Below are 23,782 nucleotides of genomic sequence, written 5' to 3'. Positions count from 1 at the left end.
GGCCGTGGGGGGTGGTGCTGAGGGGCTGGCTCTGCGGGGGCTGGTTCTGGTTCTGTGAGGGCGTCGGTTTGGGGTGAGGGGGGCGGGGCGGAGTGCGGTGGGTGAGGGGTTGGACGGTTATCCGGTGCCTTTGAGCGCCGTGGTTCGAGGGTCGGGGGTGGGGGGCCGCAGGGCGTCGTGGGTGGTGGTGTCGGGCCCCGGGGGTGTGGCCGGTTCGTTGGTGGGGGCGTTGGGGCTGTCGAGGATGCTGAGGTCATCGATGCCGTCGAGGTTGTCGTGGGTGTTGAGGTCGGTGCGCTGTTGCTTGCTGAGGCCGAAGAAGTAGGTGGCGATGAAGCCGACGGCGTAGCCGATGAGGAGGCCGAGGGCGTAGACGGCGAGTGTGGTGGTGAGCGGGTGGTTGCCCTTGACCAGCGGGAAGAGCGCCCAGCCGGAGGGGCCGATGGCGGTGGCGCCGACGGCGTCGCCGAGTTGGTTGAACAGGCCGATGAAGCCGCCGCCGAACGCGCCACCGAGGCAGGCGGTGATGAAGGGGCGGCCGAGGGGGAGCGAGACGCCGTAGATCAGGGGTTCGCCGACGCCGAGGAAGCCGGCGGGGAGGGCGGAGCGGATCGTGGTGCGCAGCGAGTGGTTGTGGCGGAGGCGGACGTAGAGGGCGAGGGCGGCGCCCACTTGGCCGGCGCCGGCCATGGCGAGGATCGGCAGCAGGGTCGTATAGCCCTGCTGCTGGATCAGGGTGGTGTGGATGGGGATGAGGGCCTGGTGGAGGCCCAGCATCACCAGGGGGAGGAAGAGGCCGCCGAGGAGGAAGCCGGCGATGGCGCCGCCGTGGGCGAGCAGCCAGGTGGCGGCGGTGCCGATGGCGGCGGAGACCTCGCCTGCGGCCCACATCAGGCCGAAGACGGTGACCAGGCCGGTGAGGAGGACGGTGAGGGTGGGGGTGAGGAGGACGTCCAGGGCCTCGGGGATGCGTCTGCGGAAGTGCTTCTCCAACTGGGCGGCGAGCAGGGCGGCGGCCAGGGCACCAAGGACGCCCCCTTGGCCGGGTGCCAACTGCTGGCCAAACGCGGTGACATGGGCGATGCCCGGGAAGACCGTGACGGCGGCGACGGCTCCTCCGAGGACGGGCGTGCCGCCGAACTCCTTCGCGGTGTGGTAGCCGACGAAGACCGCGATCAGGGACATGAAGCCGGAGGCGATGGCCGTCAGGGCCGGGACCAGGGCGGGCAGCCAACCGGCGTTGGTGAGCAGGCCGTTGAGGCCGGCGATGATGCCGCAGCCGATGAGGGCGGGGATGAGCGGCACGAAGATGTTGGCGATCCGGCGGAGGAACAGCTTCACCGGGGTGGCGTTGCGGGCCTTCTGCCGGGCCTTGAGGGCGGCGCCCCGGGCGGCTAGGTCGGCGGGGGTGGACCCGTTGGTTGCCTGGGATGTGGTGGGGGCGGGTGTGGTTGTGGATGTGGGCGTAGGGGCGGTTGTGGGGGCGTGGGCTGGAAGCTCGTTGAGGAGGCGGTCGAATTCGGGGGTGACATGGGCGACCGTGCCGGGGCCGAGCACGATTTGGTAGGTGTCGTCCTCCACGACACCCAGGACGGCGGGGAGCGCCTTGAGGGCGTCGTCCTGGACCAGGGAGCGGTCCCTGATGCCCAGGCGGAGGCGGGTCATGCAGTGGGCGACGGAGGTGACGTTGCCGGCGCCGCCTACGAGGGGGAGGAGCGCGGCAGCGGTGGCGCGATGCTTGTCTTCGGTCATGGGCGGTGCCTTGCTGTGCGATCAATGGGAGGGGAGGGGTGGTGGGTTGGCGGGTGAGGGGCTGGGCGTCAGTTGTGGTGGGGGTGGCCGGGGGCGGGGGTGCGCGAGGATTGGAGGGCGGTGCGGAGGTGGCCTCTGGAGGTGTCGAGGAGACGGGCGGCCTCGTGGCCGTCGACGCCGCCGAGCAGGACGAGGATGGCGTTCTTCACCTCGCCGCCGGTCTCGGTGAGGGCGGCCTCGATCTCCAGGTCGGAGGCCCCGGTGGCGAGCGCGATGATGCGGCGGGAGCGGGCCCGTAGTTTGTCGTTGGAGGCGCGGACGTCGACCATCAGGTTTCCGAAGGTCTTGCCCAGGCGGATCATGGTGATCGTCGAGATCATGTTGAGGACCAACTTCTGGGCGGTGCCCGCCTTGAGGCGGGTGGAGCCGGTGATCAGCTCGGGGCCGACGACGATCTCGATGCCGTGCTCGGCGGCCGCGGCCAGGGGGGAGTCGGCGTTGCAGGACAGGCCGATGGTCAGGGCGCCGATGGCGCGGGCGTGCTCGACGGCGCCGACGGCGTAGGGGGTGCGGCCGGAGGCGGAGATGCCGACGACGACGTCGCGGTCGGCCACGGCCAGGGCGGTCAGGTCGCCGGCGGCCAACTCCTTGCTGTCCTCGGCGCCTTCGACGGCGGTGACCATGGCGGAGGGGCCGCCCGCGATCAGGCCGAGGACCTCGGAGGGCTCGGTGTTGAAGGTGGGCGGGCATTCGCTGGCGTCCAGGACGCCGAGGCGGCCCGCCGTACCGGCACCGGCGTAGATCAGGCGGCCGCCGCGGGCCATACGGGCGGCGGTGGCGTCGATGGCGGCGGCGATCTCCGGGAGGCGTTCGGCGACGGCGGCGGGGACGGTGGCGTCCTCGTCGTTCATCAGGCGGGCGATGTCGAGGGTCGGGCGGCGGTCGATGTCGGAGAGTTCGGGGCGGAACGCCTCGGTGGTGAGGGACTCCAACTGGGTGCGGAGCGCTGTGTAGTTGGGGTCGGTGGGCGGCATGGGGGCTCCTTGGGGGCGGGGTGGGGTGGGACGGTGGGTGGTGGGTGGTGGCGCGGCTGACGTGGGTGGGTGTTCTTTGCTCTTTCCGGTCGTTGGTGGGTGCGCATCTGCCTGTCGGTGGGGGCGTATCTATCTGTCGGTGGGGCGCATCTGCCCGGTGGTGGGTGCGCCGTGCTGTCGGTTGGCTCGCCGCGGGGAGGGGCGCGGTGCCCATGCGTGCCGCCCCGGCGGTATGCATGCCCACGGCGCGGGGCCGGTCCGGTCAGTGGCGAGGGTTGTGGCGGTGGGCCAGGGCCTCGTATGACGCGGAGAGGGCGGGGGCTGCCGTTTCGTAGGTGCGCTGGGCGACGCCTATGAACAGGCAGTCGACGACGAGGAGTTGACTGGTGCGGGAGGACATGGCCGCGGGGCGCAGCTCGCTCTCGCGGGCCGTGGACGTCGTCAGGATGTGGTCGGCGTAGGCGGCGATCTCGCCGTCCGGGCGGCCGGTGATGGCGATCGTCGTCGCGCCGTGCTCGAAGGCGACCCGCAGCGGCTCTATGACGTCCGTCGTGCGGCCGGAGTGGGTGATCGCGATGGCCACGTCGCGCGCCCGCATCTGCACGGCGTTGGTGACGGCGAGATGCGGGTCGGAGTGGGCGTGCGCGATCAGGCCGATACGCAGCAGCTTTTGGGCCAGGTCCTGGGCGACGAGGTTGGAGGCCCCTATTCCGTAGACGTCGATCCGGCGGGCGGAGGCGAGGGCGGCGACGGCCGCCTCCAACTGCGTCACGTCCAGCGCGGTGGCGGTGTCGGCGAGGCACTGCCGCTCCTCCTGCGCCAACTTGGCGACGACGTCGATCAGGGAATCGTCGACCGCTATATCGGCCGTCACGGCGGGCGCGCTGCCGGTCGCCTGCTGCGCGGCGAGGGCGGCCAGGGCCAGGCGGAGGTCGCGGTAGCCCGGGTAGCCGAGGAGGCGGGAGGTGCGGACGACGGTGGCCTCGCTGGTGCCGGTGCGCTCGGCGAGGCCGGTGACGGTGAGGGCGGCGCAGCCGGCCGGATCGCCGGCGACCGTCTCCGCTACTCGCTGCATGGAGCGCGTCATCGTCGGCGCGAGCGTGCGGACCTTGGCGGCCAGTGCCGCGGGGGCGGGTGGGGCCGGCGCGGTCGCCGGCGGGGCCGGTGTCGACGTCGACCTGCGGTCGTCGAAACTTTCCTTCACTGCGCTGTTCATGGCTGAAAGCTATTTTCAGCGCCGGTCGCGCGTCAACACCCTCCGTGATGCCTGTGGACGGACCGTGGCGGCGTTGGTGACCGACCTGTGGATAACTTCGGCCCGGTCGGCTGCTCGCGCGAGAATGACGTCATGGAGTTGGAACAGGCATTGCACGCCGCGCGAGCGCTGGTGCTCGCCGACCTGATGGCAGACGACGTCGCGGACGCAGAGATCGTCTCGCTCGTCGAGGATGCGGTCACGCATCGCCGATGGTGGGTGGAGCAGTGGCCTGAGGGTGCCGCGTTCGTCGCGGGGCTGATAGCACAGGACGTACAGGACGCACTGCTGGAGCGCTACGGGCGCTGGCCGCTGTGCCCGGTGTGCACGGAGAGCGGTGACCCACACGCGCTCGATGTGGAGCCGGAGTTGGGCCCGGACCCGCACTGGGTGTGTCCGAAGACGGCGGTGTCCGTCGCCCCGGTGGGGCGGTTGCGGGCGTCGGCGGAGGACTGAGGTGACGCTCTACATCGACCCGCCCATCTGGCCGGGGCACGGTCGTATGTGGTCGCACCTGGTGAGTGACCGGTCGTTCGACGAACTGCACCGCTTCGCGGCGTCGATAGGCGCCCCGCGGCGTGCCTTCGAGCGCGATCACTACGACCTGCCGGCCGAGCGGTACGACGATGCCGTACGGGCGGGGGCGTTGGAGATCGGCTCCAAGGAACTGGTCCGCCGACTCACGGACGCGGGCCTGCGACGCCCGAAGGGGCGGCGCGCCGGGTGATGGTGAGTGTGGCGGGCGAGCTGGGGACGTCCGTTGATTGGCCGTGGAGTGTGGAGTGTCTGTGCGATGGGGCGGTCGCTCGGCGGGTGCTTGTGGGGATGCGGGGGAGGGAGTGACGGTGGCGTTCGCGGGGTGGTCCCGTGTGTCGTCGTGTTGTCGCGGTCGTGGGCAAGGGAATCCGGCCGAGGGGCTGGGTCAGTAACCGGGCGAGAAGCCGGGGAGAGGGGGAGGCGTCGTGGGAGACGCGCAGAACGGTTCCGATGCGGGGCGTAGTGGCGGGAAGGGCCGCTGGAGAGACGACGAGAGAGTGGTCAACGGTGTGAAGTCGGCGCTGATCGACTTCGTCAGACCCTCGGGGAACCGTCCGTTGGTACTGGGGGTCGGCTTCACGATCGCCGGGATCGTGGGGTGCGTGCGCGCGATAGCGACGGGCGCGGGAACCATCGCCGTTGTGGGTGCCTTGGCGGCGTCCGTCATCGGCGCCTGCGTCGCGGTGCTGAGCGTGCGGAAGTACCTGAAGAAGTGAGCCGGTCCGGCCGCTGCGCGTAGCGACCGGACCGGGGAGGCAGCGGGACCGTCAGAGGTTGTCCGCGGCCTCAGCGGTGGTGGAGGTGGGGGAGGGGGCCCCGCTACCGGAGGGGGAGGGGGCCCTCAGGCGTGCGGCGGCGGCCGCGCCCGAGGCTCCACCCCCCGCCCCCGACCCCCCGGAGCCCCCCTCCGACGACGCCACGACCCGCGAGCGCCCCGCGGACCGGTGGAGCCGGTAGGCGAGGGCGGTGGTCAGGACGGCGACGGCGGCGAGGGCGGCGCCGGTCCAGGCGACGGACGGGTAGCCCCAGCCGGCGCTGATCGCCAGGCCGCCCAGCCAGGGGCCGAGGGTGTTGCCGATGTTGAACGCGGCGGTGGTGGTGGCGCCGGCGAGGGTCGGGGCCGCGTTCGCCACGTTGAACATCCGGGCGTTGAGCGCCGGGGCCGTGGTGAACGCGGTGACGCCGAGCATCAGGGCGAGGGCCACCGCGGCGACCGGGCTGTGGGCGGTCAGCGCCAGGATGGTGAGGACGAGGGTGGAGGCCGAGATGCCGGTGAAGAGCGTGCCGAAGAGGTGCGCGTCGGCGATCCGGCCGCCGATGAACGTACCGATCAGCGCGCCGACGCCGAACAGGGCGAGCACCGTCGGGACCCAGCTCTCGGCGAGGCCGGCGGTGTCGGTCAGCAGCGGGGAGAGGTACGAGAAGAGGGCGAAGACCGCGGCGCCGTTCATGGCGGTGGCGATCAGCGCCAGCCAGACCTGCTTGTCCTTGTAGATGGTCAGCTCGCGGCGGAGCTGCGGGCGGTCCTCGCCGGTCGGCACCTCGGTGCGCGGCACCAGGGCGATGACGCCGATCAGGCCGATCACGGAGAGCACGGCCACCGCCCAGAAGGCGGAGCGCCAGCCGGCGTGCTGGCCGAGCAGTGCGCCGGCCGGCACGCCGGCGATGTTGGCGATGCTCAGGCCGCCGACCATGACGGCCATGGCGCGGGCCCGGGCGGTGACCGGGACCAGCGAGACGGCCACGGCCGCGCCCACCGCCCAGAAACCGGCGCAGGCCAGCGCGCTGACCACCCGGGACGCGAAGAGCACGCCGTAGGAGGGCGCCAGCGCGCCCGCTGCCTGGCCGAGGCCGAAGACGGCGAGCAGGCATATCAGGGTGGTGCGGCGCGGCAGGCGGAGCGTCGCGGCGGCCAGCACGGGGGCGCCGACCACCATCCCGATGGCGAACGCGGAGACCAGCAGCCCGGCCTGTGGGATGGAGACCCGCAGATCACGGGCGAGCGGCTGGAGGATGCCGGAGAGCATGAACTCGCTGGTACCCAGGGCGAATACGGACAGGCCGAGGACGTATACGGCGATGGGAAGGCGGGTGCGGGGAGGGGGGACGGATGGTGCTGGCATGACAGCTCACAACGGTGCCGGCCGGGGTGGGCATTCCCGTGCGCGGGGTGGCGTTCACCACGTGGCGGGGCGCCCCCCCCCGCTCCCGGTTAGCCGTCGTCGCCGGTAGCGGGGGCGCCGCCGCTCTCCAGGAGGGCGAGTTCGGTCGCCAGGTTGCGGCGGGCCGGTGCCTCCCACTGGTCGTGCGCCCGTGGGGTGCGGAACAGGCGGGGGAGCGCGAGGAGTTGGCGGAGCACGGCGGCGCGGCCGGCGCGGAAGTCCGGGTCGGGGACGAAGCCGTACTCGGTGCGGACGGCGGCGGCGTAGGCCGCGTACGCGTCGGGGCCGCCGGCCAGGACGGCCAGGTCGGCGTCGCACAGCACGGCGCCGTTGCGGTCCTCGGGCGCCGGGTCGTGGGTGACGGTGAGGCGGACGAGGCGGGCCACCTCGGCGGTGCGGGCCGCGTCGATGCCCAGTTCGGGGAGGGCGCGCTCGGCGAGGGCGGCGCTGCGCTCCTCGTTCTCGGAGCGGTCGGGCCGGTAGACGGCGTCGTGGAACCAGGCCGCCAACTGGACGGCGGGCAAGTCCTCGGCGTGCGCGGCGAGTTCGTCGATCCGGTCGAGGACGGCGACGAGGTGGTCGGTGGTGTGGTAGCGCCGCTGTGGCTCGGCCCAGCGGCGCAGCAGGTTGTCCGCGTACGGGGCGGGGTCGGGGCCTTCCTGGGCGGCGTCGCGGGCCTGCGCGACGGTGGCCGCCCAACGGGCGGCCAGGGCGGGGCGGGGGTCGGTCATGGGCGTCATTGTGCCCGCTCAGAAGGCGGGCTTGTCGCGGCAGGAGAGGGCGTCGATGTTGGCCGCGCGGGGCTTGTAGTGGCCCTCCCAATCGGCGTCGGCACGCGGAATGGACGGGAGGGTGGTGGAGAAGTCCTGGCTCCAACTGCTGCCCGAGACGTATTCCTTCAGCGCGTCGCGGATTTTGATGCAGTCGGCGTGGTGGCCCTTGTTCATCGCGATGCCGTATTGGTTGAAGGGCCCGTAGGCGATGTTGGGGATGACCTTGAGGTCGCGGTGTTCCTGGGTGAATCCGTAGAGGATCATCTGGTCGGTGGAGACGGCGTCGGCGGTCTTGTTCAGCAGGTCGGTGATGCAGCCCTGGGCGGTCTGCGACTGGTAGACCTTCATGCCCGCGCCCTCCGGGCCGTTGAGGGTGTTGTACGAGGTGGTGCCGGGCCAGGTGCAGACGCGCTTGCCGATGACGTCGGAGGGTTTGGTGATGCGGGGGTCGTTCTTGCGGACCATGATTCCCTGTCGGGTGTTGGCGTAGGGGCCCGCGAAATCGAGTTGTTTCATGCGGTCGGGGGTGATGGAGAAGGTCGCGATGATCAGGTCCTTCTGTTTCCCCGTGAGTACGGTGAGCCGGTCCTCGGAGGGGACGGCGCTGAAATCCGGTTCCGCGCCGACGGTCTTGAGTATGTGCCGGGCAAGGGTGATGTCGAATCCGGACGGGTTGTAGCCGTCCGGGAAGTATCCGGTGCCCGGTTGGTCGCTTTTCACGCCGACCAGGACCTTTCCGGAGGCGAAAAGCGAGGCGGGCTCGCTGGAACTGCAGGCGGTGGCGGTGAGCGCGGTGAGCGCGAGCGCGGCCGCGATGCTGGTGGCGCGGAGGTGCATGGGTCCCCGTTTCTCGTGCGTGCGGTGGTTCACCGGTCGTGGAGCGTGGCCTGTGTGGGCCGGACGTTCATCCGGCAACCGGGGCCGGTGGTCAGCGTGACCTCGATCCGTACGGCGTTGGCCTGCGCGCCCAGGTCGAAATCGGCGGTGCCGCCGGGGTTGACGCTCTGCTGCTGGGAGGGCACGCCGGAGCTGATCAGCGTGGCGGTGGCGGAGGAGTCCGGGACGCAGGTCGGGCCGGCGGCGTCCTGGTCCTCGATGGCCAGGGTGAGGCGGAGGGCGTTGCGGCTCCCCTTGAGGGCGGCGGGTTCCAGGCGCAGGGTGAGGGTGCGGTGGGCGGTGTCGTCCACGGGTTGCCGGCCCTGGACCGTGATCTTGCCGGTCACGTCGAGCTCGCCGTGGGTGACCACGTGCCGGAAGGCCAGCCAGCCGCCGACGGTGGCCAGGACGGAGACGAGGGAGAGCGTGGCCACGATCCGGGCGTCGCGCGGGCGTTGGACGAGGACGCGGGCGGCGGCGGTGGCCAGGGAGAGGGCGACCAGGGCGCCCCACAGGAGGTACTGGGCGGCCGGGCCGTCCGGCCAGGTGGTGCCGGCGAGGAGCAGGCCGGCGCAGGCCAGGATCAGGGGCAGCCAACGGGCGCTGGGGTGTTGCAGGGCCCAGCGGATGACGACGTTGCGGATGTTGCCGGCGGCGATGGAGTGGTCGCCGTGGCTGGTGGCGTTGTTCTGGGTGGGCCCCTGGGGCGGGCGGGGCGGCCGTCGGGCGCTCATGCGTCGTCCCGGGACTGGGGGCCGCCTCCCATGTTGATGGTGCCGTGGATCTCGCCGGCGGCGATGGAGCCCTGGCCGGTCGCGGTGGGGTTGTTGTAGGTGATCTGCGGGCCGCCGGCGGTGAGTTGGGCGACGTGCCGGCGGAAGCCGTCGGCGTCGCGCTCGGGGGAGTTCAGCCAGGCGGTCAGGGCGGCGGCGAGCAGCCGGCGGTCGCCGTCGTCGAGGGTGGCCAGCCGCCGGTCGAGGGCGTCGGCGCGGTCGGCGTCGAGGAGCGGCTGCGCGGGGTCGTCGCCGAGGTGGGTGTCGCGGCGGTGCAGCAGGCGGCGGAAAAAGCCCTCGCCGGCGGTCACGGTGCGTTCGGCGATCCGGTCCTGGGCGGCGGCGAGGACGGAGGTGCCCAGACTGTTGGCCGCTAAGACGAGATATGGGGCTATTTCGGAGGAAACAGTTGCAAGGTCGGACATTCGGTCTCTCCGTCCTCGGGGTGCGGGCGAGCGGCGGATGCGAGCAACGCCCTTACAGGAAAGGCGTGTTACCCAAGTGAGGGCTGATTCACACTCCCTTCATTGAGCGGTTTCGGGAGGGCGGGAGCGGAGGGAACGGGTGGTTTTCGGTCGCGTTGCGGGGTGCGTGGCGGTGCGGTGCGGGGTGAGCGCTTAGGCTGGGTATTGGACTAGACCTGTTGCGGGGTGCGGGCTGGGGCGCCGACCCGGGCCCGCGCCCCGCGCGCTCTTGCCATGTCGTTCGCCATCGGAAGGTTGGGTCGTATGAATCAGCGCGCGCTCCTGGAGGTGATCGCGCTCGGCCCCGAGGACGCGGCCGCCGCGCAGGCCGGCGGTGCCGACCGCCTGGAACTGGTCGCGGACATGGCCGCGGACGGGCTGACGCCGTCGCGCGCCACGTTCGCCGCGATCCGGGCGGCCGTCGACATCCCGCTGCGGGTGATGCTGCGCGCCACCGACGGCTTCGCCGCGGGCGACGTGGACGCGCTGTGCGCGCAGGCGGCGGCGCTGCGGGCCGAGGGCGCCGAGGAGTTCGTCCTGGGCTTTCTGACGCCGGACGGGCGGCCGGACCTGGCCGCGGTGCGGGCGCTGGCCGGGGTGATCGACGGGTGCCGGTGGACCTTCCACCGGGCCGTCGACCGGGCCGCCGACCGCGACGCGCTCCGCCGGGAACTGGCGGGCCTCGCCGGCCCGTCCGGGCTGGACACGTACCTGACCGCGGGCGCCGCGGAGGGCGTCGGCGCGGGGCTGACGACGCTGATCGCCGAGCAGGCGCGCACCGCGGCCGACGAACCGGGGTACGCGCCGCGGATCTTGGTGGGCGGCGGGCTCCAGTTGGGGCACCTGCCGGAGCTGCGGGCGGCCGGGCTGGACGCCTTCCACATCGGAGGCGCGGCCCGCCCCGGCGGCTGGAGCGGCCCGGTGGACGCCGCCGCCGTACGGGAGTGGCGGGCGGCCCTGGACGCGCCGGTGGTCTCGCCGGTCTGAGGGGCGGTGAACGGGCGGGCCGGGCCGGGGAGTTCGTCGAGCCGGCCCGCGGTTGCCCGTAGCGCCGGGGGTGCAAGCGTGCGCGCCCGTAAGAGCGAGACCTCGTGGCGCCGCGCGGACGGGACGAAAAAGGGAAAGCGCCCCCGAACTACCCATTGGTAGGATTTGCGCGAATCAGCATGGGGGGAACGAATTCCATCGGCTTGGGGGATTCGTGTGTGTCCTCCCGGCCGCCCTCCGGCCCGCACCACGCCTTGCCAGGAGGGCAGATGACCCAGTCCGCCATACCTCGTCGGCCCCGCACCCCGGGGTCGGCCGGCCGCTCGCGCCAACTCGTGACCGGAGCCGTCGCGTTGGCCCTGACGGTCACCGCCGGCCCCCTCGTCGCGCCCGCCGTCGCCGCCACCCCCGCCGCCTCCGCGACCACCGCCCCCGACCAGGCGCTGAAGATCGCCGCCGGCTCCGAGATCGTCAGCGCGGGCCGCACCGGCTTCCTCTCCGTCGACGCCCAGCACACCGTGCGGTGGACCCGGTACGCGGACGGCGCGACGACCAAGCTGTCCCAGGACGACCGGCTGTCCTCCTACGAGACGACGCACGGCACGGCGTCCGACATCGTGGCGCTCGGCGACGACCCGGTCATGGGCGCCTCCCAGAAGATCACCCTGCGGGACATGGCCACCGGGTCGTCCACCCTCATCGACCTCACCAAGTACGGCTACCACTACCTGGGCACCGTGGGGTCGCGGGTCGTCGCGTACGAGCGGGACAAGGCCAAGGGCACCGTGCGGGCGCACGTCTTGGAGGCCGCGGGCGACAAGGTCACCGACCAGGTGATCAGCGGGTTGCCCGACGTCACGCGGGAGGTCGACCTGGAGTCGGGCTTCGGCAACCGGGCCGTGCTGCGCTACTCCACCGCGTCACCCGACGTCGACAACCGCGGCATGTACGACTTCACCGTGGCCGACCTGCGCCACGCCAAGGTCATCACCGGCCGGGGCATGCTGGGCGGCTACACGACCAGCACCGCGGTGTCCGGCCGCCATCTGGCGCTCGCCGGCGGCCTGTTCATGGGCGACACCAACGCGTCGCTGCGCACGATGGAGATCGCCAACGGCCAGCGGTGGGACATGGACCTCAGCCGGATGGTCACCCCCAAGGTGGGCCTGGTCGGCGACTGGGCGCTGTACGGGAACGCATGGCGGGCCAACGAGGGCTACGACAGCGGCGATCCGGCCTTCCGGGCCGCCCCGATCGGCGGCGGCAAGGGCCGCAAGGTGCTGGACCACGCCTCCTCGCTCACCCCCACCCCGGATGGCGACCTGCTGGTGATGGGCGGCACCGCGGAAAACGGGGAGGGGCTCTACCGCGTCTCCCCCGGGACCGACGGCGCACCCGTCGTCAAACTGATCGCCAGCACCGGCGAGCGGACCGGGCTCGCCCTGGTGGACGCCAAAGTCCCGGCCGTGGCCGAACTGAACAAGGGGCACTGGAAGCCGCGTTGGCAGCTCTCGCACACCAACGCCGACGTGACCGTCACCCTGCGCCACACCGCCTCCGGCGCGGAGCGCGAGGTCGAGATCCGGATCGACCCCGCCAAGTGGGAGGCCAAGGGACCGACCTGGGTGGAGCTGGACTGGGACGGCCTGGTCGGCCCCTTCTATGCCCCCAACAAGGCCGCGCCCAACGGCGGTTACACCTGGAAGCTGACGGCCAAGCCGCGCAACGGCATCGGGCCGACCCTCAACGCCAAGGGCTCCTTCACGGTCTCGCGCAAGCCCGCCCCGCACGACTACACCGACAACGGCACGCCCGACCTGCTGGTGCGCGACTGGTGGGGCGACCTGGACCTCAAGGACACCTACCTCGACCCGGAGAACGGGAAGCTGAAGAGCGGCGACGCGGCGCGGATCGGCACCGGTTGGGACATCTACAACGAGGTCACCGCCGTCGGGAATGTGGCCGGCGGGCCCGCGGGCGACGTGGTGGCGCGGGACAAGGACGGCGTGCTCTGGTCGTACCTCGGCAAGGGCGACGGCACCCTGGACCGCCGGGTGAAGATCGGCGCCGGCTGGGGCGGCTACACCCAACTCACCGGCGGCGCCGACCTCAACGGCGACGGCCGCGGCGACCTGCTGGCCCGTGACGCCGCCGGAGTGCTCTGGCTCTACAAGGGCACGGGCAACTGGCGGGCACCGTTCGCGCCCCGGGTGAAGCTCGGTGGCGGCTGGAACGCCTACGACCGGATCGTCGCGGTCGGCGACATGGCCGGCGGGTCCGCGGGCGACGTGGTGGCACGGGACAAGGACGGCGTGCTCTGGTCGTATCTCGGCAAGGGCGACGGCACCCTGGATCGCCGGGTGAAGATCGGCGCCGGTTGGGGCGGTTACAAGCAGCTGGTCGGCGTCGGCGACGCCAACGGGGACGGCAAGGCCGACCTGCTGGCCACCCTGGACGACGGCAGCACGTTCGTCTACCACGGCACCGGCAAGTGGAACGCGCCGTTCGCCCCGCGCGAGTCGACCGACCTCTCCGTCTGGACGGACGAGACCCTCGCCTGAGCGGTGCACCACGGTGCGGGGGCGGCGCGCGCCCCCGCACCGCCGCCCCAACCGCCCTCAGCCGTCGGCGAGTTGCCCGGGCAGGGCCGCCGCGTGGACGATCGTCAGGCCGGAGACCGGGCGGGTCAGGCACACGTACAGGCGGCGGAGGCCGGTCCGTTCGTCCGGCTCGCCGGCCACGATCGCGGCCGGCTCGTCCAGCACCACGTAGTCGTACTCCAGACCCTTGGCCAGAGTGGCGGGCACCAGCGTCAACCGGGCGTCGGCCGAGGTCTCCGCACCCGGTGGCAGCGCGTTGATGCCGGCCTCCTCAAGTGCCGCGCGCAGCAACGGAATACGCGCATCCGCCGCGATCAGGCCGATCGAACCCTCCTTGGCCAGCGCGTCCCGACAGGCCGTCAGGACCGATGCGTCCAGGTCCGCGGGCTGGACCGCGCGGATTCCGAAGTCGCCCGCCGACTCGCGGATGGAGGTGGCCTCCTTCAGGTCGGGCGCGATCGCGGGCAGCAAACGGGACGCGTAGCCGATGACCTCGCGCGGCACGCGGAAGCCCTGGGTCAGCTCCTCCACGACGGAATCGGGCTTGCCCAGGTGGGCCAGCGCCTGCCGCCAGGTGTCGGTCGCCCACGGGGTGGTGCCCTGGGCGATGTCCCCCAGGATCGTCGCCGACCCCGTGGTGCAGCGGCGGCCCACCGCGCGATACTGCATCGGCGACAGGTCCTGCGCCTCGTCCAGCACCACATGGCCCAGCGACTGCGTGCGGCTCACCAGGTCCATCGCCTCGTCGATCAACACCGCGTCCGCGGCCGACCACTTGGCGCTCCGCACGCTGCGCGGCGGCTTCTTTCCCGAACCGGGCGGCGCCCACAGGATCGTCCGCTGCTCCTCCTCGGAGAGGACCCCCTCGGCGTGCTCGGCGAGGAAGTCCGCGTCGCCCAGCAGCCGCAGCGCCAGCTTCGCCGGGTCGACCGGCGGCCAGATCGCCTTGACCGCCGCCTTCACCGCGGCATTACGGGCCACCGCGTCCTGCACCCGGTCGTCGGGGGCCTCGCCCGCCTGCTCCATCCGGACCAGCACGGCGTGCGCGATCCGCTGCGGCAGCGCCTCGCGGGCCGCGCCGTAACGGATGTCGCGGTCCCGCAACTCCTGGACGATCTCCTCCAGTTCGTACGCCGGAACGCGCCAGCGGCGGGAGCCGCGGACCACCACGCAGGGCTCCTGTGGCGCCGTGACGTGCGAGCGGACCGCCCGGCGCAGCACCTCGGCCATCCGCGCATCGCCCTTGATCGTGGCCGCGGCCGCGTCGTCCGCGCCGCGCACCTCCACATGGCCGACCAGATCGTCGATCGTGGCCTGCTTGACCTCCAACTCGCCCAGGGCGGGCAGCACTTGCTCGATGTAGCGGAGGAACGAGCGGTTCGGGCCGATCACCAGGGTGCCGGAGCGGGCCAGCCGCTCCCGGTGGGCGTACAGCAGATACGCGACCCGGTGCAGGCCCACCGCGGTCTTGCCGGTACCGGGCGCCCCCTGGACGCAGACCGTGCCCCCGATACCGGCCCGGACGATCTCGTCCTGTTCGGGCTGGATGGTGGCGACGATGTCCCGCATCGGGCCGACGCGCGGACGCTCGATCTCCGCCTGGAGGAGGGCGCTGGTGGTCTCGGCCTCGGCCGGGTCGGTCAGGTGCTCGTCCTCGTAGGCGGTCAACTCGCCGCCGGTGTAGCCGAAGCGGCGGCGCAGCTTGAGGTCCATCGGGTCCTTCTTGGAGGCCCGGTAGAACGGCTGGGAGACCGGGGCGCGCCAGTCGATGACCATGGGGTCGCCGTCGGCGTCGTGCACGTGCCGGCGCCCGACGTAGAAGCTCTCGCCCTCCCGTCGCCCACCGCCACCCTCGCCGGAGGCGCTTCGCGCCGCCCCTCTTGACGCGCCCTCGGCGAGGTCGACGCCCGGGGCGTGGAGGTAGTCGAGCCGGCCGAAGAACAGCGGGGTGCCGGAGAGGTCGGCGAGCGCCTTGATGCGGGCGTCGATCTCGCCCTGGAGGACCTCGGCGTTGACCCAGTTCGCGGTGACGTCCGCGATGTTCAGGGCCTGTGCGTCCTCCCGCATGGCGCGCAGGGCGGCCCTGGAGGCGGCGAGGTGCGCACGCTCCCGCTGGAGCGGGTCGGGGGGCGCGCCGGGCGCGGAGCCCTGATCGGGGACGGGGGCGGGGGGCCTGGCCTCCTGGTCGAGGGCGTGCTGGGGTGACGGGTGGGCGTGCGAGGGCACGGGCTTGCCTCCGGTGGGCGGTCATTCAACGGCATGCGGTGCCGGTGCGACGGCGGCTGCGGCATGATGCGAAGGGCCGACCGGTTTCCGACCGGTCGGTGGCGCTCCCCAGACGGGAGGCAGGCAGGCGCGCGATTGTAGTCAGCGGCCCGGCCGAGGCGCCAACGAGTTTTCCGGTGGGCGGCCGCGTGCCGCCTCCTCGTACCGTCCTTGTGGTGGAGAACCCTGAGTCCCGTAGGTCTCCCGTAGGGGATGGAGTGGACCCAGAGACCGATGCCGAGGCGCGAAGAGATCGCACTGTGGGGCGATGTGTACCAATCGCGCGCTCACGATGATGGAGGCATGAGCAGCGCAACGTTCACCTCAGCCCCTGTCCACGCCGTCCCACTCCGCTCGACCAAGGGCGACACGTCCCTCGGCGCCGCCACCGGCTCGGCGGACGCCCCCGAGCACCGTCACGCGTGGGGCAACGCCCTGCGCGCGGTCAAGGTCTTCACCGCGGCCGCCTTCAGCGTGGTGGTGATGGGCGAGTTCACCGAGCGGTGACCACCGGCGCCCCGCCTGGCCGAGGGCGTGGGCACCACCCGGCACACATCGGCACACATACGAGTCCGAGCACACACGAGTCTGAGCACGTACGAGAGTCCGAGCAGGCACGAGAGTCCGAGAGCACCCACCACTACGCACGGCTGCGCACCGCTCCACGCGGCTGCACGGCCGCCACATGTACCGCAGGGGCAGGCGGGATCGCGCACCTTTCGTGCGTGTGACGCCCGATTCCGCATGGACATCCGGTTGACCGGAAAGCGTTACGGACGGTCGGTCTCGATCCGCTAGCGTCGCCGCAGTGAGCGCGCGCTCGGGGCGACGAGGAGGGGTCAACGGTTGTCTGCCGCCGACGGGACGGGGACGTGGAGACGCACGTGGGCGCAGAGCATGGCAAGCCCCGGTCGACTGGGGATAGGCGTGGCGCTGTTGGCGCTGTCCTTCGCCGGGCTGTACGCGCTCTCCCTGGCCGTGCAGCTCCCGATGTCCGACATAGAGGTCTACCGCGCCGAGGGGCACGCCGCCGCGACCGGCGGTGATCTCTACGGCTTCACGGTCACCAAGTGGGCGCTCCCGGCGACGTATCCGCCGTTCGCCGCCCTGCTGTTCGTTCCCACCACCTGGATCTCGCTCACCACCCTCAAGATCACCTGCGTGCTGGTCAACGCGGCCCTCCTGGCGCTGCTGATCCACCTCTCCTGCAAGGCCGCCGGCCTGCGCCGGGCCGCGTACTCCGCGCCGCTGGTCCTCGCGACCACCGCCGTCGGCCTCTGGCTCGAACCGGTCTTCCAGACCCTGGTCTTCGGGCAGGTCAACCTCGCCCTGACCTGCCTGGTGCTGTGGGACCTCTCCCGTCCGGACGGCGCCCGCTTCAAGGGCTTCGCCACCGGCCTCGCCGCGGGCATCAAGCTCACCCCCGCGATCTTCGCGGTCTATCTGCTCATCACCGGCCGGGTGAAGGCCGCCTTCACCACCTTCGCCGGGTTCGTGGCGTCGGTGCTGCTGGGCGCGCTGGTGCTGCCCGGGGCGACCGTGGAGTTCTGGACGCAGCGGATGTTCGAGACGCAGCGGGTCGGCAAGGTGTGGATCGTCGACAACCAGTCGCTCCAGGGGCTGGTCGCCCGGCTCCTGCACACCGCCGAACCGGGCGGGTGGTGGCTGGCGGCGGCCGCGATCACCGCGGTGGCCGGGCTCTGGGCCGCCCGTCAGGTCTACGTCCGCCGCGGCCACGACCTCTGGGGTGTGTTGGCCACCGCCGTCACCGCGCTGCTGGTCTCGCCGATCAGCTGGTCGCACCACTGGGTCTGGTGCGTTCCGCTGCTGGTCGCGCTGGTCGCGCACGCCCGGCGGGACCGCTGGCGCTGGGCGCTGGTGGGCGCGGTGGCGGTCGCCTTCAGCGCCCGCACGATGTGGGCCCAGTACCACCGGGGCACCGTGGCCCTGCACTTCTCCTGGTGGCAGCAGCCGCTCGCCGCCCCCTACCCGATGCTCGGCCTCGCGCTGTTGGCCGCGCTGACCTGGTGGGCGTACCGGACGCCACCGCGCGCCGGCGGCCCGGGCGGCATCGCGGCCGGCCGCCGCGTCCCGTTCCCGCGCACCAGCGGCCGGAGCCCCGCCGCCAGCCCGTTGGGCTGACGGCGGGGGAGGCGCTCACGCCGTCGCCGGATCATCCTCCCCGGCCGCGAGGCCGCCCCCACCCGTGAGGCCACTGCCACCCGCGAGGTCGTCACCGCTCACGAGGTCGTCCTGGCCGACGAGTTCCTCCCCGCCCATCAGGTCGTCCAGCTCGTCACCGTCACCACTCCCGTCCGCGTCGCCCGCCGCGAGCAGCTCGCTGGCGTCCACGATGCGGTAGGCGTAGCCCTGTTCGGCGAGGAAGCGCTGGCGGTGGGCGGCGAAATCCTGGTCGATGGTGTCGCGGGCGACGACCGAGTAGAAGCGGGCCTCGTGGCCGTCCGCCTTGGGGCGCAGGACGCGGCCCAGCCGCTGGGCCTCCTCCTGGCGGGAGCCGAAGGTGCCGGACACCTGGATCGCGACGGTGGCCTCCGGCAGGTCGATGGAGAAGTTGGCGACCTTGGACACCACCAGCACCGAGAGCTCGCCCTCGCGGAAGGCGTCGAAGAGCTTCTCGCGCTGCGCGTTGGAGGTCTCGCCCTTGATCACCGGTGCGTCGAGGTGCTCGCCCAACTCGTCGAGCTGGTCGATGTATTGGCCGATGACCAGCGTCTGCTCGCCCGCGTGCCGCCGCACCAGCGCCTCGGTCACCCGCTGCTTGCTGCCCGTGGTGGCGCAGTAGCGGTACTTCTCCTCCGTCTCGGCCGTGGCGTACGCCAGCCGCTCCGAGTCGGTCAGGTCCACCCGCACCTCGACGCAGTCCGCCGGCGCGATGTAGCCCTGCGCCTCGATCTCCTTCCACGGAGCGTCGAACCGCTTGGGCCCGATCAGCGAGAAGACGTCCGACTCCCGCCCGTCCTCGCGCACCAGGGTCGCGGTCAGCCCCAGCCGGCGCCGGGCCTGGAGATCGGCGGTGAACTTGAAGACCGGCGCGGGCAGCAGGTGCACCTCGTCGTAGACGATCAGGCCCCAGTCGCGGGAGTCGAAGAGCTCCAGGTGCGGGTAGACGCCCTTCCGCTTGGTCGTCAGCACCTGGTACGTGGCGATGGTGACCGGGCGGATCTCCTTCTTGGTGCCGCTGTACTCGCCGATCTCGCTCTCGGTCAGGGACGTCCGCTTCACCAGCTCGTGCTTCCACTGCCGGGCCGAGACGGTGTTGGTGACCAGGATCAGCGTGGTCGCCTTGGCCCGCGCCATGGCGCCGGCGCCGACCAGCGTCTTGCCGGCGCCGCAGGGCAGTACCACGACGCCCGAGCCGCCGTGCCAGAAGCCCTCCACGGCCTGCTCCTGGTACGGGCGCAGCGCCCAGCCGTCCTGGTCCAGCTCGATCGGGTGCGCCTCGCCGTCGACGTAACCGGCCAGGTCCTCGGCCGGCCAGCCCAGCTTCAGCAGCGTCTGCTTGATCTGGCCGCGCTCGGAGGGGTGCACCACGACGCTGTCCGGGTCGATGCGGTCGCCGACCAGCGGCTGCACCTTCTTGGAACGGAGGATCTCCTCCAGGACGGGGCGGTCGGTGGTGGAGAGCACCAGGCCGTGCGCGGGGTGCTTGGTGAGCGTCAGCCGCCCGTAGCGCGACATGGTCTCGGCGACGTCGACGAGCAGTGCGTGCGGCACCGGGTACCGGGAGAACTGCACCAGGGCGTCCACGACCTGCTCGGCGTCGTGGCCGGCGGCCCGCGCGTTCCACAGCCCGAGCGGGGTGACCCGATAGGTGTGGATGTGCTCCGGCGCCCGCTCCAGCTCGGCGAACGGCGCGATGGCCCGGCGGCAGGCCTCCGCCTGCTCGTGGTCCACCTCCAGCAGCAGCGTCTTGTCGCTCTGGACGATGAGGGGTCCGTTCACGCGCCTCGCCTTTCGCTCTTCGGTGCGGTCTGCGGTGCACAGCCGTGGGGACGTGGCCGCCGGGGCGGTCGAACGTGCCAAACGTCCAGTGTGCCGCATCGCACCGACAGGGCGGTCCGGTTCGGTGGACGGGCCTGGTGGGGCGCCGTGGGGCCGGGCTCAGACCGCGTCGTCGGCCAGTTCCGCGACGCCGGTGATGCGGTGGAGGGGGTAGGTGCGGACCTCGTCGGAGGTGTGGTCGTAGGCGGTGACGAAACCGCCCTCGACGCGGACGGGGGCGATCACCCGCTGGCTGGCGGCGCCGTCCGCGTTGACGTAGCCGATCCAGACGGGGGAGCTGGTGAGGACCGCGGCCTGCATGGTGGCCAGGGTCTCGGCGGAGGTGGTGCGGGGCAGGGCGCCCGGGGCGCGGGGCGGAGTGTCGGCGGGGGCCGACGGCGTCGCGGGGCGGGCGCCCGGGGCCGGCTTGCGTTCGGCGGTGGCGGCGAGGTCGCCGGCGCGGATGGCGCGGACCGCGGCCGACAGGAGGGTGGCGTCGGGCGGCGGCGGGCCGTCGGGCACCGGGGTGGGGGCGGTGCGCGGCGGGGTGCGGTAGGCGTCGGCGCGGGCGACCAGGACGTCGCCGGCGGCGGACTCCGCGGCCGGGGCGAAGCCCATCGCCCGTAGGCCGTCGAGGAGTTGGTCGGGGGAGGTCTGGGAGGCGAGGACGGTCGGGGCCAGGCGGCGCAGGCGCAGGGCGGCGGCGCGGCGGTCGGCGAGGAGTTCGGAGAGCAGCGCGTCGTCGTCGCAGCGGACGTAGGCGGTGGCGGCGCCGACCCGCAACTGGCCGTGCCTGCGGGCCACATCGTCGATGAGGTACGCGAGCGGCTGGGGCACCGGGGTGCGGGAGTGGGCGGTCAGGAACTCCTGGAGCTCGGCGGCGGACCGGCCGGCGTCCAGGGCGCGGCGCACCGAGCCCGGCGTGAAGCGGTAGACCGTCGCGCCGCCCTTGGACTCGATGTCGGCCAGGGTGCCGAGGGCCTCGGCGAGCGGGCGCTGCAACGGGCCGGGGGCGACGGCGGTCAGGTCGGCCTGGAGCAGGATGTGGTCGAGCGGTTCGGGCAGCAGCGGGGCGAGCAGAACGGCGGCGCGGCCGGCGGCGGTGGCCGCCTCGGCGGGGGTGAGGGGGAGGGACGGCTCCTCGGTGTCCGCCATGGGCGCGTCCGGGGCGGCGCCGATGAGGGCGCGGCCGTGGGTGGCGAGCGCGCCGCGGCCGGTCACGCCCAGCAACTCGGCCTCGGCCAGCGTCCATTGGGCGAGCCGGGAGCGCAGGTCCTCGACGGGGGCGGGGTCGGTCGGGGTGTCCGAGGGCGCGGGGGCCGACGTCGGGGGCTGGGTGGCCGGTGCGGCGGCCCGTAGGGGGCGTTCCCAGCGCAGGCGGGCGAGCAGGGTCGACTCCGGTACGGAGCTGCCGGGCGGGAGGGTGGCCAGGAGGGACAGGACGCGGTGGCGGACCTCGGGGGCGGGGGAGCGGTCGAGGTGTGGGCCGAGGGCGGCCAGCGCGCGGCCCTTGGCGTCGGCGGTGCCGACCACGCCGGGGGCGCGGGTGGCCGGCAGCCAGGCGGCGACCAGGATCGACCAGCGCTCGGGGTCGGGGAGTTGGAGCCACTCCTCGGCGGCCGGGGTGGCGGCGTAGCGCTCGTCGGCCTCGCCGTCGGAGGCGATCAGTCCGGCCGCGTAGGAGAGTTCGAGCCAGAAGGCGGCGAGCTGCTCGGTGGTGTCCAGGGCGGTCGCGGTCCGCTTGAGGTCGCGGATGCTCAGGCCGCCGGCGCGCAGGACGGGCGGGCCGCCGAGGTCCCACTCCTTGAGCAACTCCTCGACGGTGGCCAGCGCGGTGAACGCCTGGCCCGCGGCAGTGTTGTCCACAAGCTGTGGATCGCGGGCGGTGGCGGCCGGGGCGAGGGCGGGTGGCGTCGGCTCCGGCGCGCGGTGCGCGCGCCCGGCGCGCAGGTGCAGCGCGGCCTCCCGGGGCAGGACGACGTTGCGGGCGCCGGCCGGGAGCAGCAGGCCGCGGTCGAGCAGCCACGTCAGATGGGCGGCCGGCCGGTCGGTGACCGCCCCGTACGGCGGGCCCCACAGCAGCCTGTCCAGGACGGCGACGGCCTCGGCGGGCGCGGTGTCCAGCAGCGCGGCCATCCGGACCCTGTCGGAGAAGAGGGCGGCGAGGGCGGCGACCGCGGACACCGGGTCGTGGGTGGCGGGCAGGCCGGCCGCGGCCAGCAGCTCCTGGAGCCGGCCGGGCGACATCCCGGTGGTGGCCTCGGCGACGGTCGGGCCCAGGCCGGTCGGCGAGGGGCGGGCGGGGCTCGGGGCGAGCAGCTCGCGAACGGTGCGCACCAGCCGCAGCCGGTCGTCCGGGCCCCACACCAGCGCCTGGGCGCGCAGCTTCGCCACCGCTTTGGGCAGCGCGGCGGTGACCGCTGCGTTCCCGGCGTCCCCGGCCATCAGCGCCGCCAGCGTCGGGTACGGGCACGGGTCCGGCGCGACCGCCAGCGCCTCGGCGGTCTGTAGGGCGAAGGCGTCCAGCCGCTCCACGGCGCGGACCGCCGATGCCCGGGTCCCGGCCCGGGTGGCGAGCTGCGTCAGGTCGCCGGGCACCGGGTTGAGCAGGTCGGGCCGGGCCCGCAGCAGCCCGGCGAGCCCGTCGTCGGAACGCGTCCGGAGCTCCTCGGCGAGGGTGCGGGGGGTAGCGGTGGTCATTCGTCCAACGGTAGCCGGGCCGGGGTGGCGGCGGGAGCAGGCGACGGGCGCGGACCGGGATGGGGGAGTGGCGGCGGCTTGACGGGGGCAGGACGCACCGGGCGGGCGGGTGTGCCCGGGCCCGGGCGGTCCGCGGTGCCGGGGCGGGGCACGCGGTACCGTCAGGGCAGCAACCAGCGCACGCCGCAGGGGTTTTCGTGGGGATCGAGAGCGAGCAGCTCGTCTTTGACTATCTGAGCCGGGTGGGCGACCTGGCCCAGCAGCGGGGGCTGCCGTCGGGCGCCCGGATGCGGCTGGTGGCCTCGCTGCGGGCCGAGATCGACGCGCAGAAGGCCGACCCGAAGGCCGATTCGGTGCCCGGCGTGAAACGGATGCTGGCCCGGCTGGGGACGCCGGAGGCGGTGGTGCGGGCCGCGGCCGAGCGGGAGGGCGGGGCCGGCCCGGAGGGCGGTGGGGCGCCCCGGCCGGCCGCTCCGGCGCCCGCACCGGCCCCCGCCCCCGCGCCCACGGAGCCGGGCCGCCCCGCGCAAGGGGCCGGCGCCCGCGAGAAGTTGGGCGGGCTGCTCGGCAGGGTGCCCGCGCCGCGGGACGGGGACGGGGCGGAGCCGGGCGGCCGCCGGCCCGGTTTCCTCAAGAAGCGCCCCGACCCGCCGGCCGCCCCGGCCCCGTCGGTCGGCGCCCCGCCCCATCTGGCCGGCGCCGACGAACTGGGGGACGCCGAGGACCCGCCCGATTGGTGGCGGGTGGAGGCCGCGCCCTTCGGGACGGAGTCCCTGGCCTCCGGGGCGGCGGACGCGGTGCCCGGCTTCGTCGGCGGCATCGAGATCCCCGAGGTCTGGGAACACCCCGAGGACGAGGACAAGGACGAGGACGAGGGCGAGAAGGGGGCCGGAGCCAAGGGCAAGGACGGGGACGGGGACGGCAAGGACCGCAAGGGCGCGCCGTCCTTGGTGAAGGGTCTGGCCAAGGGGTTGGCGAAGGCCCCGGCGCAGGACCCGTCCAAGAGCCCGCCCCAGGACCTGACGAAGGACCCGGCCAAGACGCCGTCCAAAACCCCGGCGCAGGACCCGTCGAAGGCCCCGGAAGGCGACGGCGCCAAGGCACCCGGCCCGATCCTGCCGGCCCTGTTGCGGCGGACGCTCGGGCACCGGCGCGCCCCCGCCCCGGCCGGGCCCGTGCCCGCCGCGGAGCCCGCGCAGGACGCCGCGGCCAGGCCGGCGCGGATGCCGCTACGGGCCTGGCTCAGCCCGGTGTTGACGCTGGCGGTGCTGCTGCTGGTGGCCGGCGCGGTGGTCGGCTCCTTGCTGGCGCTGGCCGGTGGCTGGGGGCTCGCCTACGTCTCGCACCGGCTCAGCCGCCGGGAGGCCAAGTTCGCGGCGCTGGGCGTGCCCGGCCTCGTCGGCGGCAGCCTGATCGGCTGGATCTGGGGCCGGGCCACTGGCCGTTGGGGCACCCCGATCCCCCCGGGCCACCTGGGGCAGGAACTCCTCGCCGGCCTCCCGGTAGCGGTGCGCGTGGCGGCGATCGCCTCGGCGCTGTTCCTGCTGTGGCGGATGCGGCGGACGGCGCGACCCTGAACTGTAATGTAGGTGTACTCTATGT

At 73.4% G+C, this 23,782-nt stretch carries 18 protein-coding genes and 1 pseudogene; 8 read left to right on the top strand and 11 right to left on the bottom strand.

Annotated features, from left to right (window positions below; translation table 11 throughout):
* Positions 1-117: 117 nt before the first annotated feature.
* From ACFVFQ_RS11560 to ACFVFQ_RS11550, 3 genes are all read right to left on the bottom strand, one after another.
* Positions 118-1,752: a PTS transporter subunit EIIC gene (locus ACFVFQ_RS11560; protein WP_383412676.1), complete on the bottom strand. Its 1,635-nt coding sequence runs from the start codon at positions 1,750-1,752 to the stop codon at positions 118-120.
* 68 nt (positions 1,753-1,820) lie between these two features.
* Positions 1,821-2,786 (bottom strand): N-acetylmuramic acid 6-phosphate etherase, encoded by a 966-nt coding sequence (murQ, locus tag ACFVFQ_RS11555; protein ID WP_383412673.1) that lies wholly within the window; start codon positions 2,784-2,786, stop codon positions 1,821-1,823.
* A gap of 262 nt (positions 2,787-3,048) precedes the next feature.
* On the bottom strand, positions 3,049-4,002 hold the full coding sequence (locus tag ACFVFQ_RS11550; RefSeq protein WP_383412670.1) for a MurR/RpiR family transcriptional regulator: 954 nt from the start codon (positions 4,000-4,002) through the stop codon (positions 3,049-3,051).
* Between the two features lie 132 nt (positions 4,003-4,134).
* Between ACFVFQ_RS11550 and ACFVFQ_RS11545 the strand changes: the two genes are divergently transcribed.
* The 3 genes from ACFVFQ_RS11545 to ACFVFQ_RS11535 all read left to right on the top strand — a co-directional run bounded on the left by ACFVFQ_RS11545 (position 4,135) and on the right by ACFVFQ_RS11535 (position 5,294).
* Entirely contained in the window at positions 4,135-4,497 is a 363-nt protein-coding gene (locus tag ACFVFQ_RS11545) for a hypothetical protein (RefSeq protein WP_383412667.1), read from the top strand.
* A gap of 1 nt (position 4,498) precedes the next feature.
* The gene (locus ACFVFQ_RS11540) at positions 4,499-4,768 is read left to right on the top strand and encodes a DUF4031 domain-containing protein (RefSeq protein ID WP_383412664.1); all 270 of its coding nucleotides are present in this window, start codon (positions 4,499-4,501) and stop codon (positions 4,766-4,768) included.
* A gap of 235 nt (positions 4,769-5,003) precedes the next feature.
* Entirely contained in the window at positions 5,004-5,294 is a 291-nt protein-coding gene (locus ACFVFQ_RS11535; RefSeq protein WP_383412661.1) for a hypothetical protein, read from the top strand.
* A gap of 51 nt (positions 5,295-5,345) precedes the next feature.
* Here ACFVFQ_RS11535 and ACFVFQ_RS11530 read toward each other — a convergent pair whose 3' ends face one another.
* The 5 genes from ACFVFQ_RS11530 to ACFVFQ_RS11510 form a co-directional block, all read right to left on the bottom strand.
* Positions 5,346-6,701 carry a Cmx/CmrA family chloramphenicol efflux MFS transporter gene (locus tag ACFVFQ_RS11530; protein WP_383412658.1) on the bottom strand — a complete coding sequence of 452 codons (1,356 nt, stop codon included), beginning with the start codon at positions 6,699-6,701 and terminating at the stop codon, positions 5,346-5,348.
* Positions 6,702-6,790: 89 nt separating this feature from the next.
* The gene (locus ACFVFQ_RS11525) at positions 6,791-7,471 is read right to left on the bottom strand and encodes a hypothetical protein (RefSeq protein ID WP_383412654.1); all 681 of its coding nucleotides are present in this window, start codon (positions 7,469-7,471) and stop codon (positions 6,791-6,793) included.
* A gap of 18 nt (positions 7,472-7,489) precedes the next feature.
* The gene (locus tag ACFVFQ_RS11520) at positions 7,490-8,350 is read right to left on the bottom strand and encodes a transporter substrate-binding domain-containing protein (protein ID WP_383412651.1); all 861 of its coding nucleotides are present in this window, start codon (positions 8,348-8,350) and stop codon (positions 7,490-7,492) included.
* A 29-nt stretch (positions 8,351-8,379) separates the two neighbouring features.
* Positions 8,380-9,123, bottom strand: a complete 744-nt coding sequence (locus tag ACFVFQ_RS11515; RefSeq protein WP_383412648.1) for a hypothetical protein — start codon at positions 9,121-9,123, stop codon at positions 8,380-8,382.
* Positions 9,120-9,587, bottom strand: a complete 468-nt coding sequence (locus ACFVFQ_RS11510) for a hypothetical protein (protein WP_383412645.1) — start codon at positions 9,585-9,587, stop codon at positions 9,120-9,122. Before ACFVFQ_RS11510 ends, ACFVFQ_RS11515 begins: the two co-directional genes overlap by 4 nt.
* Before the next feature lie 303 nt (positions 9,588-9,890).
* Between ACFVFQ_RS11510 and ACFVFQ_RS11505 the strand changes: the two genes are divergently transcribed.
* Both ACFVFQ_RS11505 and ACFVFQ_RS11500 read left to right on the top strand, forming a co-directional pair.
* Complete coding sequence (locus ACFVFQ_RS11505; protein ID WP_383412642.1) at positions 9,891-10,613, top strand: copper homeostasis protein CutC; 723 nt, start codon at positions 9,891-9,893, stop codon at positions 10,611-10,613.
* A 269-nt stretch (positions 10,614-10,882) separates the two neighbouring features.
* Complete coding sequence (locus ACFVFQ_RS11500) at positions 10,883-13,174, top strand: FG-GAP repeat domain-containing protein (protein ID WP_383412638.1); 2,292 nt, start codon at positions 10,883-10,885, stop codon at positions 13,172-13,174.
* A gap of 57 nt (positions 13,175-13,231) precedes the next feature.
* On the opposite strand, the gene ACFVFQ_RS11495 is transcribed toward ACFVFQ_RS11500, so the two are convergent.
* Positions 13,232-15,439, bottom strand: coding sequence for a HelD family protein (locus ACFVFQ_RS11495; RefSeq protein ID WP_383412635.1), 2,208 nt, complete (start codon positions 15,437-15,439; stop codon positions 13,232-13,234).
* Between the two features lie 342 nt (positions 15,440-15,781).
* Between ACFVFQ_RS11495 and ACFVFQ_RS11490 the strand changes: the two genes are divergently transcribed.
* Both ACFVFQ_RS11490 and ACFVFQ_RS11485 read left to right on the top strand, forming a co-directional pair.
* Positions 15,782-15,985 (top strand): hypothetical protein, encoded by a 204-nt coding sequence (locus ACFVFQ_RS11490; protein WP_383412632.1) that lies wholly within the window; start codon positions 15,782-15,784, stop codon positions 15,983-15,985.
* A 390-nt stretch (positions 15,986-16,375) separates the two neighbouring features.
* Positions 16,376-17,620, top strand: coding sequence for a glycosyltransferase 87 family protein (locus ACFVFQ_RS11485; protein ID WP_383412629.1), 1,245 nt, complete (start codon positions 16,376-16,378; stop codon positions 17,618-17,620).
* A 185-nt stretch (positions 17,621-17,805) separates the two neighbouring features.
* Here ACFVFQ_RS11485 and ACFVFQ_RS11480 read toward each other — a convergent pair.
* Together ACFVFQ_RS11480 and ACFVFQ_RS11475 are read right to left on the bottom strand one after the other, a co-directional pair.
* A pseudogene (locus tag ACFVFQ_RS11480) lies at positions 17,806-19,441 on the bottom strand (DNA repair helicase XPB); the annotation flags it as partial.
* Positions 19,442-19,600: 159 nt separating this feature from the next.
* Entirely contained in the window at positions 19,601-22,180 is a 2,580-nt protein-coding gene (locus ACFVFQ_RS11475) for a helicase-associated domain-containing protein (RefSeq protein WP_383412626.1), read from the bottom strand.
* Between the two features lie 197 nt (positions 22,181-22,377).
* Here ACFVFQ_RS11475 and ACFVFQ_RS11470 point away from each other — a divergent pair, with 197 nt between their 5' ends.
* Positions 22,378-23,757 (top strand): hypothetical protein, encoded by a 1,380-nt coding sequence (locus tag ACFVFQ_RS11470; RefSeq protein WP_383412623.1) that lies wholly within the window; start codon positions 22,378-22,380, stop codon positions 23,755-23,757.
* Positions 23,758-23,782 lie beyond the last annotated feature (25 nt).

Origin of the sequence: Streptomyces sp. NPDC057743, from assembly GCF_042798755.1 — a bacterium.
Taxonomy (GTDB): Bacteria; Actinomycetota; Actinomycetes; order Streptomycetales; family Streptomycetaceae; genus Streptomyces.
Note: the sequence above shows the minus strand (reverse complement) of the source record. Positions and strands in the feature narration are given on the sequence as shown.